This is a genomic window from Escherichia sp. WS1152, from assembly GCF_046487665.1.
Taxonomy (GTDB): domain Bacteria; phylum Pseudomonadota; class Gammaproteobacteria; order Enterobacterales; family Enterobacteriaceae; genus Escherichia; species Escherichia coli.
The window spans coordinates 124,818-139,470 of sequence record NZ_JBJQJA010000001.1; the positions used below are offsets into that span (position 1 = coordinate 124,818).

A 14,653-nucleotide genomic window follows, 5' to 3' on the forward strand; every position below is an offset into this window, starting at 1 on the left:
CAGAGCAAAAAGATAAGTATAGATGCTGGGGAAGGGGCGATTTTAAATGAGAGGAATCTGGTGTGCCTCCCTTTCGGGTGAAAGGGAGGAAGGGATATTAAGCAGGTTGCTGACAACGTGCGGGCTTTTTTGCCGGATGCGGCGTGAACGCCTTATCCGTCCTACAAGTTCATGCAATTTTAATAAGTTGCCAGATATCCTGTAGGCCTGATAAGCGTAGCGCATCAGGCAATGTGTCTTATTAAGAGACGTGCTGTAAAAATTCCTGCAAGCGCTGGCTCGGCGGATTTTTGATCAACACTTGTGGATCGCCATCTTCCGCAATCCGGCCTTTGTCGATAAAGATCAGGCGCGAAGCTACTTTCTCGGCAAAACCGATTTCGTGGGTCACGATCACCATCGTCATCCCTTCTTCAGCCAGATCTTGCATAACCTTCAGCACTTCATGGCGCAGTTCCGGGTCAAGAGCGGAAGTCGGTTCATCAAACAGCATCATTTTCGGCTTCACCGCCAGCGCGCGGGCAATCGCCACACGCTGCTGTTGACCACCAGAAAGTTCGGAAGGGTAGTGATGTGCACGTTCTGCCAGACCGACTTTCGCCAGCAGCTCACGCGCCAGTTTTTCCGCCTCTTCTTTGTTCGCGCCACGCACGCGTAGCGGGCCAAACATGACGTTTTCCAGCGCCGTCAGATGCGGGAAGAGGTAAAACTGCTGGAACACCATACCTGCTTCCTGGCGAATCAGGCGCTCGTCAACTTTCGGATCGTTAACCTTCAGGCCATCGACAATCAGATCGCCGGAGGTGATTTCTTCCAGTTTGTTGATGCAGCGCAGCAGGGTCGATTTACCGGAACCGGACGGCCCGATAATCACCACGACTTCGCCCTGGGCAATGTTCAAATCGATATTGTGCAGCACCTGGGTTGGGCCAAAGTGCTTGGAGACGTTTTTAAATTCAATCACAGGATTTTCATCCTTCTTTCCAGACGACGCAGAATAAAGCTCAGCACCAGGGTAATAATCAGATAGAACACCGCCACGGCGCTCCAGATCTCAAGGGCGCGGAAGTTACCGGCAATAATTTCTTGCCCCTGACGGGTCAGTTCCGCCACGCCGATAACAATAAACAGCGAGGTGTCTTTAATGCTGATGATCCACTGGTTACCCAGCGGCGGCAGCATACGACGCAGTGCCAGCGGTAAAATGACGTAGCGAATGGTTTCCCAACGTGAAAGACCGAGCGCCAGTCCTGCTTCACGAAAACCTTTGTGGATAGACAGCACCGCACCACGCGTGATTTCCGCAATGTACGCGCCGGAGTTGATCATGATGGTGACCACCGCCGCAGTAAATGGGTCGATGCGTAAGTCGTTAAACGCCATCGGCAGGGCAAAATAGATAAACATCACCTGGACGACGATAGGTGTGCCGCGGATCACTTCAATAAAGACCAGCGCGACGTGGTTGGCTATCCAACCACCGAAGGTGCGTGCAAAACCTGCCAGCAATCCGATTACCAGACCGCCAGCCAGACCGAGGACCGAAATCCACAGGGTCATTTTGGCACCTTCAATCAGAAGCGGAATGGCAGGCCAGATGGCACTCCAGTCAAACTGCATATGTTGTTCCTGTTACCGTGGTGTAAATAATCAAATTCAGGGTAATTAATGGCCCCGGAGCGGGTTTGCGCCCCTCACCCTAATCCTCTCCCCAGAGGGGAGAGGGAACTGCCAGTGCGCTTTACAGGTGTAGCGTTATTATTTCGGTTCAGTACCGAACCATTTTTTGTAGATTTCGTTGTAAGTTCCGTTCTCGCGCAGGGTTTTCAACGCGCCGTTGACTTTGTCACGCAGCTCGTCGCTACCTTTCGGGAACGCAATACCGTATTGCTGCGCTTCCAGAGAGTCACCTACCGCTTTGAACTGACCGTTACCGGCGGTTTTGATGAAGTACAGAATGTTTGGCGTATCGTGCAGAACGGCGTCTGCGCGGTTGGTGCCCAGTTCCATATAGGCGTTATCGATGTTCGGGAACTGACGCAGATCTTTAGTTTTGATGTTTGCTTTCGCGTAATCAACGGAGCCAGTACCGCTCTTCACAGCAACCACTTTCCCGTCGAGATCTTTCACGCTTTTCACATCGTTATTGTTAGCTTTCACCATCACTAACAGGCCGCTTTTGTAGTAGCCGTCAGAGAAATCGATCGCTTTTTTACGCTCGTCGGTGATGGTAATGCCCGCCAGCGCCAGATCGACGTTTTTGGTTTGCAGTGCCGGAATGATCCCACTGAAATCCATCGGCTTCAGTTCGTAATCCAGCTTCAGCTCTTTAGCGATGGCAGCCCACAGATCAACGTCAAAGCCCACATATTTATCGCCCTGTTTAAATTCAAACGGAACGAAGGCGGTATCCGTCGCGACAACTAATTTTTTATCCGCGGCATGAGAAGAAACCGCAAAAGCCAGGGTCAATGCAGCCAGTGAAACTTTTAATACAGACTTCATAGCATTTCCTTTTTTCTATCCACGGGACGATCCCCTGCGTGACATTCACATATATGAAAAAATCGTGCCAGTTTTGCAACTCATTGATTTTTCGAGATGCGGCAAAAACGTGATGCACGATTTATAGGGCAATACCCTGAAGATGCACCATTCTGGGGCACCAAACTGGTGCGCTAAAATTGTGCACTCAACACAGTGATTATTTAGCGTAAAACCTGATGAAAAAACAATCTTTATGTAACGATTGTGTGATGATGTGGATACAAAAAATTTACTTAATCAGCTGGGGATAGCAGATGGATGCACTAAATAAGTGCGTTGAGGCGGGCTGCAAAACAAAACGGCCTCCTGTCAGGAAGCCGCTTTTACCGTGTACTAAAGTTCTGCACCATCAGCGATGGATTTATTCGATGTTAGACTCGATAAACCACAGGAATTTATCCAGGTCGCGAGACGCGGCGGTCAGGATATCTGCGGTGTCGTCATCTTTCGCTTCGCCAATCGCTTTGCGTACGTCATTAGCGACGATTGCGTAACGGTCAGCCAGTTCTTTCAGGTGATCCTGAACGTTGTGGATGTCCAGCGGGTAACTTTTCAGCGGGGTTTTGCTGTTGATAACTTGAGTGGTCCCCAGAGCTACACCGCCTAGCTGCACGGCACGTTCTGCCATGGTATCCAGATGATCGATCAGTGCAGTGCGGAAGCCATCCAGCATTTCATGTACGGCAATGAAGTTAGCGCCGCGCATGTTCCAGTGCGCTTGTTTGGTAATCAAAGAAAGATCAATAAACTGGATAACCTGGCGATTCAGCAACTCTACTGTTGCTTTTTTCTCGCTGTCAGAGACATCGTTGCGGGTATAAAGCAGATTGGTCGCTTTTGATTTAACTAATTTAGCGGTACTCATAATTTCATATCCTCTTGATGTTATGTCCCAGTAATTAACGAGACTAAGTATAGCACCGGCTATGTGTTCCGCTATTCTGGCTGTTCCTATCACACTAATAGTGGTAACAAGCGTGAAAAACAAAACTAATAAAGATTCAATGAGTTAGATATATTGATAAGAACAATTCTTATTTATTTGCTCGCCAGGAATTTTCGGAATAAATATGCTTTTGCATAATTCGATATATAAAGACGGTGTAGAGGAAAAGTAGCGAGAAATTCTGCATGGTTATGCATAACCATGCAGAAATGTAAATTTAATTAATGTCTAATTCTTTTATTTTGCTCTCTTTGCGTACTGTCAGCGTAGAACCCATTGAAGCGGCGATGATAGCGCCGAGCGCCAGCAGCTGTATGGGTGTCAGTGTTTCTCCGAGGAAAATCATCCCGGAAACGGCAGCCAGCGCCGGTTCCATGCTCATCAGCGTACCAAATGTCCGTGTTGGCAAACGGGTGAGGGCAATCATTTCCAGCGAATAAGGCAGAGCGGTCGAGAGAATAGCGACCGCCAGACCCAATGGAATAACCGACCAGTGCCAGAGTGCTTCACCAGCCTGAAGCGCTCCAATTGGCACGAAAATTAACGCTGCAATCAACGAACCAATTGCCACCGTTGCAGGGCCATGTTCCACTCCTGCGCGTTGCCCACTTAAAATGTAAATAGCCCAACAAGCCCCGGCCTCCAGTGCCAGCGCACAGCCGGTTAAATCGACATGGGAAACGTCTTGCCCCAGAGGTAGCAGGAACCACAGACCAAGAACCGCCAGCACAACCCAGACGAAATCTACCGGGCGACGAGAAGAGAACAGCGCCACCGCCAGTGGTCCGGTGAACTCCAGCGCCACCGCAATACCCAGCGGTACCGTCTGAATAGAAAGATAAAAAAGATAATTCATCCCCCCCAGCGAAACGCCGTAAAACAACAGCGGTAATCGTTGCTCTTTGGCAAAGCGCAGTCGCCATGGCTTAAAGAACGCGATGAGGATCAGCGTTCCTAATGCCAGACGCAGCGCAGTGACACCCGGTGCGCCCACCAGAGGAAAAAGTGACTTAGCTAACGAAGCTCCACCCTGAATAGACGCCATGGCAACGAGCAATATGACTATTGGTAACCAGACCGGCATTTTACGTAATGAACCAGGCATCCTTTCTCCCACAAATATCTAGACTTAAGTAAAGCGTGGAGTGTACTGGATATACCCAATGCTGGTTGAGCATTTGTTGAAAAAATTTTCCCCCGTTTTGACTAAAATGCGCCAGGATTGATGGAATCATTAGTCTGGTGATTAGGAATAATCTGGATGAATGACAGGGAAAACATGCGTAATACTTACGCAGTTCTCTGAAAAAGTGATTTAAATTTAGATGGATAGCGGTGTATGGAAACGTTCTGTTACATGAAATGGCCCGTTAGACATCACAAATCGCGAAGAGTTTCCCATTAATTTTTGATATATTTAAAACTTAGGACTTATTTGAATCACATTTGAGGTGGTTATGAAAAAAATTGCATGTCTTTCAGCACTGGCCGCAGTTCTGGCTTTCACCGCAGGTACTTCCGTAGCTGCGACTTCTACCGTAACTGGCGGTTACGCACAGAGCGACGCTCAGGGCCAAATGAACAAAATGGGCGGTTTCAACCTGAAATACCGCTATGAAGAAGACAACAGCCCGCTGGGTGTGATCGGTTCTTTCACTTACACCGAGAAAAGCCGTACTGCAAGCTCTGGTGACTACAACAAAAACCAGTACTACGGCATCACTGCTGGTCCGGCTTACCGCATTAACGACTGGGCAAGCATCTACGGTGTAGTGGGTGTGGGTTATGGTAAATTCCAGACCACTGAATACCCGACCTACAAACACGACACCAGCGACTACGGTTTCTCCTACGGTGCTGGTCTGCAGTTCAACCCGATGGAAAACGTTGCTCTGGACTTCTCTTACGAGCAGAGCCGTATTCGTAGCGTTGACGTAGGCACCTGGATTGCCGGTGTTGGTTACCGCTTCTAATCACTTTGGTGATATAAAAAAATCCGCCTCTCGGGGCGGATTTTTGTTTTTAAGGTTTCGGGTCGAAAATATCGGTTCCGAGATGGTTGTAATCCACCTTCTGTAACTGGAAGTTGGTGATGTATATCGGCCCGGCTTTCTTCTCAGATATAAACGGGTATTTGATGTTAATTTCCTTCGCTTTAATTCCCGTCCACTGGGAGAAAAAGCCTAAGAAGTCATTGGCTGAGCGGCGGGCTTTAATCACACGATGCGCTTTATCGTCGCTGGAAATGACCATAAAAGGCACCTGGAAATTTTGCTGATATTTATCATCATGGGCAAGGTATTGCACGTCTTTGCCGCGCTCTTTAAAGGCCAGACCGTGGTCAGAAAAGTAAACCAGCGAGAAGCTGCTGCCGCTGTTGCGTAACTGATCGTACAGCTTGCGCAGTAAATCGTCCGTTTGCGTCATAGTATAGAGATAGCACGACGTTTCTTTCGATTGCACAAAAGTTTCATATTTGCCTTGTGTCCGGTCGCAGGCCTGCGGATGCGAGCCCATCAGATGCAGAACAATCAGCTGCGGTTGCGAGTGCTCTTGCGCCAGCACTTGAGCGGTCATATCCAGTAACGCTTCGTCTTTGGTGTTTTTATCTGCTTCAAAATTACCATCTTTAAGGAAGTACACTTCATCTGCTCGTTTGGCGATGCTGGCGATGGCGGTATCGTATTCGCCGATTTGGCCCTGGTTGGAAAACCACCAGGTCTGGAAGCCCGCGCGATTTGCCAGGGTGACAAAGTTATCCTGAAACTGTGGCTTGCCATCGACAACGCGATTGAGCGTTAAGCCAAGCGATTTCTGCGTGGAGCCACTGGCGGCAATGTAGTCAGCAAATATCAAACCGTTAACGCTGCTGGCAAACGGGGTATTGTCCCAGTGACCGCCAAAGGCACCGAGGGCATCGCGACGCGCGCTTTCACCGATCACCACCACATAGGTCTGATACTTCGGCTTAACGGCAGTGACCGTCCAGGTATCTTTCATTCCGGAAAGTTTTGCCATCCGTTCTTGCTCTTCAATCACCTCGTTATTATTGACGATGACATCCTTAGCAAAACGAAATACCGGATAGCCAGTATCTTTCAGTTTAAATACGCCACCCCAGGCCAGGTTTTGCACGGGAGCAACAAAAAATGTCGCCACACTGAATACCAGACACAGGCTGTCGAAGGTATTCCAGCGCGCTTTTTCATTCTCTTTTTTTCGCCTGATTGCTATTACGCCGAGCGCAAAAATAAATAAGCCGACCAGGTAGCTGTACCACGGAAAAATCGTCAGGATTTCGGTCGACTCTTCCATATTGGTGGAGTGCAATGCCAGCAATGTATTGAAATTAGGCGCGCCGTAGGCCTGAGCAAAAGGGAAATAGCAAGCCGCCACCAGCGAACTGACACCGACCAGAACTTTTTGTACGCGAGGCAATGTTCGCCATAGCAAAAGCAAAATAGCCGTAAACGCAGCGGTGTAGAGCAAACTGAAGGGATAACCTAAGCCGAGGTTAATTAATAGCGACTGTAAAAAGTAGAACGCAGTCCACGGGCTAAATACCCGGCTACGGGTAACAAGCGATTCTTTGAGGGTTAAATTCATATGCCACTATCGTAACAAACGCCATGTGCTTACCCTGGCGTCAAGGGTCAATACCTGCAAGAGTGCGTGAAGAGGGGAAAGGGGTCCGCATCCGCGAGCCGCAATATACGCAGGGCTGCAAGAAGATAGAGCGAGCCGCCGTTCAGGTCAACTACTGACGAACAAATCTTTTGCGAAGGGGATTGCAAATCCGACAAAAAGTGGGGTTTTTCAGACCAAAACGCGTTATGCCTGCATGAAAGCAGGAGTGAAGCGGCGTACCGCGACGCCGCTATTTATCGGAAGGTTTATCTTGCTGCGGTTTGTTGTTGACCATATCGCACAACATAGAGAGCAGCATTAACCGTACTTTAAAGGGAGAATGACTAAACACGCGCATACACCTCTTGAACTCATTCATAAGACCTCCTGACTTGCTAATCCCGTCGATCCTTGAGGGATGATTGCATTACATACAGATATAGCACAGGCTATATTATATAGCTATTGCTAAAACGTTAATTTTTTGTACCTTCGCAACTCTGGTTTACAATGTGCGCACGAAATGAGAACGCTATGTATGCGTCACCATAATGAGGAAGCACAATGAGTCGTCGCGCAGGTACGCCAACAGCAAAAAAAGTGACGCAGTTAGTGAACGTGGAAGAGCACGTTGAAGGGTTCCGCCAGGTCAGAGAGGCGCATCGGCGCGAGCTTATTGATGATTACGTTGAGCTGATTTCTGACTTGATCAGGGAAGTGGGGGAAGCTCGTCAGGTAGACATGGCTGCTCGTTTGGGAGTTTCGCAACCGACGGTGGCTAAAATGCTTAAGCGACTGGCAACCATGGGGCTGATTGAAATGATCCCCTGGCGAGGCGTGTTTTTAACGGCAGAAGGAGAGAAGCTGGCGCAGGAAAGCCGCGAGCGACATCAGATAGTCGAAAATTTCTTATTGGTGTTGGGCGTCAGTCCGGAAATCGCCCGTCGCGACGCGGAAGGCATGGAGCACCATGTTAGTGAAGAGACGCTGGATGCCTTTCGTTTGTTTACCCAGAAACACGGTGCCAAATGAGCCTGCCTTTTTTACGCACGCTGCAAGGGGATCGTTTTTTTCAGTTATTAATTCTTGTTGGTATCGGATTAAGCTTTTTCGTGCCCTTTGCACCGAAATCCTGGCCTGCTGCTATCGACTGGCACACCATCATCACATTAAGCGGCCTGATGCTGCTGACCAAAGGTGTGGAGTTAAGCGGTTATTTTGATGTGCTGGGGCGCAAAATGGTGCGCCGCTTTGCTACGGAGCGTCGGCTGGCGATGTTTATGGTGCTGGCGGCGGCGCTGCTTTCTACCTTTCTGACCAACGATGTCGCGCTGTTTATTGTTGTTCCGCTGACTATCACGCTAAAAAGACTGTGTGAGATCCCGGTTAATCGGCTGATTATTTTTGAGGCGCTGGCAGTCAATGCTGGTTCGCTACTGACGCCAATTGGCAACCCGCAAAATATTCTTATCTGGGGACGTTCTGGTCTTTCGTTTGCCGGATTTATTGCCCAAATGGCACCGCTGGCTGGTGCAATGATGCTGACACTCCTGCTGTTGTGCTGGTGTTGTTTCCCTGGAAAGGCGCTGCAATACCATACGGGGGTGCAAACGCCGGAGTGGAAACCGCGGCTGGTGTGGAGTTGTCTGGGACTGTATATCGTCTTTCTGACGGCGCTGGAGTTAAAACAAGAGCTGTGGGGACTGGTGATTGTGGCGGTGGGCTTTGCGCTGCTGGCACGTCGCGTGGTGTTGAGTGTGGACTGGACGCTGCTGCTGGTGTTTATGGCGATGTTTATCGACGTCCATTTACTGATCCAGCTTCCAGCGTTGCAAGGCGTGTTGGGTAACGTGAGTCATTTATCTGAACCCGGGTTATGGTTAACGGCAATCGGTTTATCGCAGGTGATCAGTAACGTGCCGAGTACCATATTGTTGCTGAACTATGTGCCGCCGTCTTTATTACTGGCATGGGCGGTAAACGTAGGTGGCTTTGGGTTATTACCCGGATCGCTGGCAAATTTGATTGCGCTACGTATGGCGAACGATCGCCGCATCTGGTGGCGTTTCCATCTCTATTCAATACCGATGCTGTTGTGGGCGGCGCTGGTGGGATATGTTTTGTTGGTTATGATCCCGGCCTGGTAAGGTCTGGCAAATAAAAAAGGCGGATTATGAGTCCGCCTTTGTTTTACGTTTTGACGATTAATTCAGACGAACCGGCATCCCGGAGCGGTTTTTAATCGCTTCATCAAGAACAACCTGGTCAACATCTGGCTGACCGGTCACTGTCTGCACGCTCTTCGTCAGGGTAATTGGCACAATTTCCTGACCTTCAAACTGGGCTTCGGTGGTAGACAGCGGATTATGGACTTCAATATAACGGCTGCCGTCTGGCTCGGTGGTCGCTTTTACCGGCTCATCAATAAACTGTACGCGGGTACCGACCGGTACTTTCTCGAACAGGAATTTGATGTCTTCGTTACGCAGACGCACACAACCATGACTTACACGCAGGCCGATACCGAAGTTGGCGTTGGTGCCATGGATAGCATACAGGCGACCGATGTAGAGTGCATACAGCCCCATCGGGTTATCCGGACCTGCCGGAACGACAGCCGGAAGCGGTTCGCCCGCAGCGCGGTACTCTGCGTGCATTTTGGCGGTCGGCGTCCAGGTCGGGCCTGCTTTCTTACGCTCAACTTTGGTGGTCCAGTTGATAGGCGTATCTTTGCCTAACTGACCAATGCCGATCGGCAGCACGATAACGGTGTTGGTCCCTTTCGGATAGTAATACAGACGCATCTCTGCACTGTTAATGACGATGCCTTCATGAACGGTATCCGGCAGGATCAGCTGCTGCGGAATGTTCAGTACAGTACCGCCTTTCGGCAGGAAGGTATCCACACCCGGGTTCGCTTCCATCATATTGGAAAGCCCCATCTGGTACTCCGCGGCAAAATACTCCAGCGGCTGAGTGTTACCTTCAGGAATGGTGATCACCTGATTCTGACCAACCAGGCGACTCCCGTCGGTTGGCAGAGGATAAGTTACCGCAGAGGCGGTACTGCAAAAGCCGACAACAGCGAAGGCCGCTGCGAATAATGTTTTCAATTTCATATTCATGTTAAGCGAGATTTTGTGCCTGGCAGGCCATTGGGTTGAGAATATTAGAGTATTGGAAGCGCATTATAAGTTCATTCCAGCTCACAGTGAAATCAGATGTGTACGAAATCACATTTTTTGCCTTTGGCTTGAGTGTAGACCTTAAGCGAGGAGCAGGATCTTCTTTCAGACTTATGGCATAATGCGCGGTTTGTCATATCTCTTTTCAGGATACGCCTGTGTTAGTTTCCAGTAACGTCACCATGCAGTTCGGCAGTAAGCCGTTGTTTGAAAACATTTCCGTCAAATTTGGCGGCGGCAACCGTTACGGCCTGATTGGCGCGAACGGTAGTGGTAAATCCACCTTTATGAAGATCCTCGGCGGCGACTTAGAGCCGACGTTGGGTAACGTTTCCCTCGATCCCAACGAGCGCATTGGTAAGCTGCGTCAGGATCAGTTTGCCTTTGAAGAGTTCACTGTGCTGGATACGGTGATCATGGGGCATAAAGAGTTGTGGGAAGTGAAGCAGGAGCGCGACCGCATCTATGCTTTGCCGGAAATGAGTGAAGAAGACGGCTATAAAGTGGCCGATCTGGAAGTTAAATACGGCGAAATGGACGGTTACTCTGCGGAAGCTCGCGCCGGTGAATTGTTGCTTGGCGTGGGAATTCCAGTGGAACAGCACTACGGCCCGATGAGTGAAGTTGCTCCTGGCTGGAAGCTGCGTGTGCTGCTGGCGCAGGCGCTGTTTGCTGATCCGGATATTCTCCTGCTCGACGAACCGACCAACAACCTCGACATCGACACCATTCGCTGGCTGGAACAGGTGCTGAACGAGCGTGACAGCACCATGATCATCATCTCGCACGACCGTCACTTCCTTAACATGGTTTGTACCCACATGGCGGATCTGGATTACGGCGAGCTGCGCGTTTATCCGGGCAACTACGATGAGTACATGACGGCGGCGACCCAGGCGCGTGAACGTCTGCTGGCTGATAACGCCAAGAAGAAAGCGCAGATTGCTGAGCTGCAATCTTTCGTTAGCCGCTTTAGCGCCAACGCCTCGAAATCTCGCCAGGCAACTTCGCGCGCGCGCCAGATTGATAAAATCAAACTGGAAGAGGTGAAAGCCTCCAGCCGTCAGAACCCGTTCATCCGTTTTGAACAGGATAAGAAACTGTTCCGTAACGCGCTGGAAGTGGAAGGTCTGACCAAAGGGTTTGATAACGGTCCACTGTTTAAAAATCTCAACCTGCTGCTGGAGGTCGGTGAAAAACTTGCGGTACTGGGTACCAACGGCGTCGGTAAATCAACGCTGCTGAAAACGCTGGTGGGTGATCTGCAACCGGACAGCGGCACCGTAAAATGGTCTGAAAACGCGCGCATTGGTTACTATGCTCAGGACCACGAATATGAGTTTGAAAATGATCTGACCGTGTTCGAATGGATGAGCCAGTGGAAGCAGGAAGGCGATGACGAGCAGGCGGTACGCAGCATTCTCGGTCGTTTGCTGTTCAGCCAGGACGACATCAAAAAGCCAGCTAAAGTGCTTTCCGGTGGAGAAAAAGGGCGGATGCTTTTTGGTAAGTTAATGATGCAGAAGCCGAACATTCTGATCATGGACGAACCGACCAACCACCTGGATATGGAATCCATCGAGTCACTGAACATGGCGCTGGAACTGTATCAGGGCACGCTGATCTTTGTTTCACACGACCGTGAGTTCGTAAGCTCCCTGGCGACCCGCATTCTGGAAATCACCCCGGAACGCGTGATCGACTTTAGCGGTAATTACGAAGATTACCTGCGTAGTAAAGGGATCGAGTAAGTTATTATCCGTCACCCCGATACTGTCGGGGTGACGGCGGCTGATGACAAATGCAAAATAGCCTGATGCGCTACGCTTATCAGGCCTACGCAGTACCTGTAATATATTGAATCTGCAGGACTTTGTAGGCCAGATAAGGCGTTAACGCCGCATCAGGCATTAAGAAAGCGCACTTGTCAGCAATCTGAGTAACGTCGAATCGATTTTCTTAATCCCACATCAATTCACTTCCATTAATTCTCAAACATCCATGCCCAGTGCGCGCTTACCGTGAATGTTGAGGTCGGCAAGCGTAAAGCGTCCTTCCCAGTTTGTTTCATAGTCCTCGCGCGGGAAGTCGCCCGGCGATGCGCCTTTTTCCAGCGCCATTTTGACTTTGTGTGCATAAGCCCGATTTTTCTCGCACATTGGCGCAGCAGGGATATACATCACGTTGCCCCAACCCTGTTGATTTTCAACGGGGGCAACGGAATGGATGACGTCGCAGTGCCACCAGACGGAGTCTCCGGCTTCGAGTTTTGGAATGCTGGTTAACGCCTCAATTAACAGTGGATGCCATTGCTCTGATACCGGCAATACTCTTCCGGGCGCTACGCCGCACAGTTCATCCTCCGGCACATCATCAAGCAGCGGACGTAACAGTACGTACGCCATGGCTTCAGGAATGGGCACGACGTGCAGCAGCCCCTGACCAGGCAGCATATCAGAGAGCGCTGTCCAGCCCTGGAATGTCCGAAACACGGAACATTTGGTGGTGTTGTCCACCGTGTACTCTTCAACTTCCGTACGATGTGCCGCATGCCAGGGATCATATTGCGCCAGATTGCCATTAAAGACGTTGGCGAAAACGCGCTGATACGCTGGAAGCAGCCAGCGTTCCAGTGCCCCGGAGTCGGTATGCGCTCCAAGACCTTTGGAGGTCGTTCCGGGCGGACGGCGGCGGATACGGTCAGGGTAGATGACGCTCACATCCGGGTTAAACCATTGCTTTCCATCACTTTCAAATGTCCACAGACGATTGAGAAACGACTGCGCATTCGCCATTTCTTCACTCTGGCGAGCCTGCATTTGCGCCTGCGACCAGTAGATGGGGTAAATCTCGGGACGTGAAGCGCTGAGCGTCCCGAAGAAATTATCGCCGGGGCCTTTGTAGACCTCGTCAAAGCGGTTGCGGTCCAGATAGTCCAGCATCGACTGATCCCAGCCTAGCGCTTGTTCGCGGGGGAAATGGCCTTTTATCACCGCACAACCGCGACGTTTAATCTGTTCGCGCTGCTCTGCAGTAACATGACCTGCTTTGATATCGGCATAAGACAGCACCGGCCAGACGGCATCGCCCTGTGCTTTGAGTGCGTTGATTTCAGCCACTCGCGTGGCAATGTCATCGCTTAGCTGATTAAAGATCTGCTGGACGTCGCCAAGCTGCGCCCGCAGCGCGTGCTTCATCTGACGGATAGCTGCTTTGTGATCGGCAGGCAATGTGTCGCTGGTAAAAGTAGAAGCCATAACCACCTCGCATTAACTTTCATTCGAAACTATGCTGATTTGCATGTGACAATATAAGTTATAAATAAGTTAATGCAAGTTTAATGATTTGATGTGATGTACAGGATGTAAAAAGAAGGGATAACCGGAGCGCATGGCTCCGGTAGAGAGGTCAGCTGTTAAAAGGGGATGTGTTATCCAGTACAGCCTGAATCACATTCAGCGCGCCTTCATGATTATTATCATCGGTAGCGTAACGGGCGATTTGTTTAATGTTTTCCGCAGCATTGCCCATCGCAAAGGAATAACGCGCCATTTTCAGCATCTCCGCATCGTTACCGCTGTCGCCAATCGCTACCACATTTTGCGGTGACAGATCCCAGCGTTTCAGTAACCGCGAAATACCGTTTGCTTTATGTAGACCGGGAATAATCAGGTCGATAAAGCCAAAACCACTGGTGACGGGTTTCATAATGCCATCCAGCGCTATGTGCAGTTTGTCGATCACTAACGGGATTTGTTCATCCGGCAGGTTGAGCGAAAACTTGAACAGTACGTCGTCAATCTCCTGATAATCTTTTACAGGTTTCAGGCGATGGTAGTGTTTTGCCATCAGTGCGACGAATGCTTCGGGGGCGTTTTCGCTGACATATGCACTTTGCAGACCGCAGGCGACAAAATTGAGTTGCTTATCTTTTAGCAACTCGCCAATCACAATCCGCGATTCATGTCGGGTCAGTTCGCCGTGGAACAACTGCTTGCCATGTTCGTAAACCAGTGCGCCGTTTTCCGCGACAAAAGAGATCTCATCCTTTAGCTCAGGAAAGAACGAAATAAGCTGGTAATACTGATTACCGCTGGCGACAACGAACTCAATGCCGCGCTTTTTCAGTTCCTGATATTGCGCCATAAAACGTGGTTGGTTGTACGTTTTGGCGTCGTTAAGAAAAGTACCGTCCATGTCTGTGACGATAACTTTTACGCTCATAGGTGTGCTCCTGGCTCGAAAATGAAACCGTAACAGTGTAATAACAATGTGACGTAGAGCACAAATTATATTTCGAATGAAAGTAAGGATGAAATTGATGATGTGAATGATTTAGCCCGGCGGC

At 49.9% G+C, this 14,653-nt stretch carries 15 protein-coding genes; 5 read left to right on the plus strand and 10 right to left on the minus strand.

The window, feature by feature from the left end:
• Window positions 1-241 precede the first annotated feature (241 nt).
• From glnQ to rhtA, 5 genes are all read right to left on the minus strand, one after another.
• The gene (glnQ, locus tag ACJHW7_RS00605) at window positions 242-964 is read right to left on the minus strand and encodes a glutamine ABC transporter ATP-binding protein GlnQ (RefSeq protein WP_000569080.1); all 723 of its coding nucleotides are present in this window, start codon (window positions 962-964) and stop codon (window positions 242-244) included.
• Window positions 961-1,620, minus strand: a complete 660-nt coding sequence (gene glnP, locus ACJHW7_RS00610) for a glutamine ABC transporter permease GlnP (protein WP_001159065.1) — start codon at window positions 1,618-1,620, stop codon at window positions 961-963. The genes glnQ and glnP overlap by 4 nt, the downstream gene beginning before the upstream one ends.
• A 138-nt stretch (window positions 1,621-1,758) precedes the next feature.
• Window positions 1,759-2,505 carry a glutamine ABC transporter substrate-binding protein GlnH gene (gene glnH / locus ACJHW7_RS00615; RefSeq protein ID WP_000843866.1) on the minus strand — a complete coding sequence of 249 codons (747 nt, stop codon included), beginning with the start codon at window positions 2,503-2,505 and terminating at the stop codon, window positions 1,759-1,761.
• A gap of 403 nt (window positions 2,506-2,908) precedes the next feature.
• Window positions 2,909-3,412: a DNA starvation/stationary phase protection protein Dps gene (gene dps / locus ACJHW7_RS00620; RefSeq protein ID WP_000100800.1), complete on the minus strand. Its 504-nt coding sequence runs from the start codon at window positions 3,410-3,412 to the stop codon at window positions 2,909-2,911.
• A gap of 298 nt (window positions 3,413-3,710) precedes the next feature.
• Complete coding sequence (gene rhtA / locus ACJHW7_RS00625; protein WP_072847792.1) at window positions 3,711-4,598, minus strand: threonine/homoserine exporter RhtA; 888 nt, start codon at window positions 4,596-4,598, stop codon at window positions 3,711-3,713.
• A 234-nt stretch (window positions 4,599-4,832) separates the two neighbouring features.
• Here rhtA and ACJHW7_RS00630 point away from each other — a divergent pair, with 234 nt between their 5' ends.
• Window positions 4,833-4,898 carry a protein YliM gene (locus ACJHW7_RS00630; RefSeq protein WP_120795379.1) on the plus strand — a complete coding sequence of 22 codons (66 nt, stop codon included), beginning with the start codon at window positions 4,833-4,835 and terminating at the stop codon, window positions 4,896-4,898.
• A 52-nt stretch (window positions 4,899-4,950) separates the two neighbouring features.
• Entirely contained in the window at window positions 4,951-5,466 is a 516-nt protein-coding gene (gene ompX, locus ACJHW7_RS00635; protein ID WP_001295296.1) for an outer membrane protein OmpX, read from the plus strand.
• Between the two features lie 49 nt (window positions 5,467-5,515).
• Here ompX and opgE read toward each other — a convergent pair whose 3' ends face one another.
• Both opgE and mntS read right to left on the minus strand, forming a co-directional pair.
• Window positions 5,516-7,099: a phosphoethanolamine transferase gene (gene opgE, locus ACJHW7_RS00640; RefSeq protein ID WP_021556624.1), complete on the minus strand. Its 1,584-nt coding sequence runs from the start codon at window positions 7,097-7,099 to the stop codon at window positions 5,516-5,518.
• A 271-nt stretch (window positions 7,100-7,370) separates the two neighbouring features.
• Complete coding sequence (mntS, locus tag ACJHW7_RS00645) at window positions 7,371-7,499, minus strand: manganase accumulation protein MntS (RefSeq protein ID WP_001001761.1); 129 nt, start codon at window positions 7,497-7,499, stop codon at window positions 7,371-7,373.
• Window positions 7,500-7,684: 185 nt separating this feature from the next.
• Here mntS and mntR point away from each other — a divergent pair, with 185 nt between their 5' ends.
• Window positions 7,685-8,152, plus strand: coding sequence for a manganese-binding transcriptional regulator MntR (gene mntR / locus ACJHW7_RS00650; protein WP_000091016.1), 468 nt, complete (start codon window positions 7,685-7,687; stop codon window positions 8,150-8,152).
• Window positions 8,149-9,267, plus strand: a complete 1,119-nt coding sequence (locus ACJHW7_RS00655; protein ID WP_021556625.1) for an anion transporter — start codon at window positions 8,149-8,151, stop codon at window positions 9,265-9,267. Before mntR ends, ACJHW7_RS00655 begins: the two co-directional genes overlap by 4 nt.
• A 57-nt stretch (window positions 9,268-9,324) precedes the next feature.
• Here the strand turns inward: ACJHW7_RS00655 and ldtB are convergent, their stop codons facing one another.
• Window positions 9,325-10,245 carry a L,D-transpeptidase gene (ldtB, locus tag ACJHW7_RS00660; protein WP_001056384.1) on the minus strand — a complete coding sequence of 307 codons (921 nt, stop codon included), beginning with the start codon at window positions 10,243-10,245 and terminating at the stop codon, window positions 9,325-9,327.
• Window positions 10,246-10,463: 218 nt separating this feature from the next.
• Here ldtB and ACJHW7_RS00665 point away from each other — a divergent pair, with 218 nt between their 5' ends.
• Window positions 10,464-12,056 carry an ABC-F family ATPase gene (locus ACJHW7_RS00665; protein ID WP_000961458.1) on the plus strand — a complete coding sequence of 531 codons (1,593 nt, stop codon included), beginning with the start codon at window positions 10,464-10,466 and terminating at the stop codon, window positions 12,054-12,056.
• A 240-nt stretch (window positions 12,057-12,296) separates the two neighbouring features.
• On the opposite strand, the gene ACJHW7_RS00670 is transcribed toward ACJHW7_RS00665, so the two are convergent.
• Window positions 12,297-13,562 carry a DUF1479 domain-containing protein gene (locus ACJHW7_RS00670; protein ID WP_021556626.1) on the minus strand — a complete coding sequence of 422 codons (1,266 nt, stop codon included), beginning with the start codon at window positions 13,560-13,562 and terminating at the stop codon, window positions 12,297-12,299.
• Window positions 13,563-13,713: 151 nt separating this feature from the next.
• A complete protein-coding gene (gene ybiV / locus ACJHW7_RS00675; protein ID WP_000114248.1) occupies window positions 13,714-14,529 on the minus strand; it encodes a sugar-phosphatase YbiV in 816 nt (271 codons plus the stop codon).
• Between the last annotated feature and the right edge of the window lie 124 nt (window positions 14,530-14,653).

Excerpts from the sequence above, each read along its gene's own strand:
- opgE (WP_021556624.1), bottom strand. The coding sequence starts at position 7,099 with ATGAATTTAACCCTCAAAGAATCGCTTGTTACCCGTAGCCGGGTATTT.
- glnP (WP_001159065.1), bottom strand. The coding sequence starts at position 1,620 with ATGCAGTTTGACTGGAGTGCCATCTGGCCTGCCATTCCGCTTCTGATT.
- ybiV (WP_000114248.1), bottom strand. The coding sequence starts at position 14,529 with ATGAGCGTAAAAGTTATCGTCACAGACATGGACGGTACTTTTCTTAAC.
- mntR (WP_000091016.1), top strand. The coding sequence starts at position 7,685 with ATGAGTCGTCGCGCAGGTACGCCAACAGCAAAAAAAGTGACGCAGTTA.
- ACJHW7_RS00655 (WP_021556625.1), top strand. The coding sequence starts at position 8,149 with ATGAGCCTGCCTTTTTTACGCACGCTGCAAGGGGATCGTTTTTTTCAG.
- mntS (WP_001001761.1), bottom strand. The coding sequence starts at position 7,499 with ATGAATGAGTTCAAGAGGTGTATGCGCGTGTTTAGTCATTCTCCCTTT.
- ldtB (WP_001056384.1), bottom strand. The coding sequence starts at position 10,245 with ATGAATATGAAATTGAAAACATTATTCGCAGCGGCCTTCGCTGTTGTC.
- rhtA (WP_072847792.1), bottom strand. The coding sequence starts at position 4,598 with ATGCCTGGTTCATTACGTAAAATGCCGGTCTGGTTACCAATAGTCATA.
- glnH (WP_000843866.1), bottom strand. The coding sequence starts at position 2,505 with ATGAAGTCTGTATTAAAAGTTTCACTGGCTGCATTGACCCTGGCTTTT.
- ompX (WP_001295296.1), top strand. The coding sequence starts at position 4,951 with ATGAAAAAAATTGCATGTCTTTCAGCACTGGCCGCAGTTCTGGCTTTC.
- ACJHW7_RS00670 (WP_021556626.1), bottom strand. The coding sequence starts at position 13,562 with ATGGCTTCTACTTTTACCAGCGACACATTGCCTGCCGATCACAAAGCA.
- dps (WP_000100800.1), bottom strand. The coding sequence starts at position 3,412 with ATGAGTACCGCTAAATTAGTTAAATCAAAAGCGACCAATCTGCTTTAT.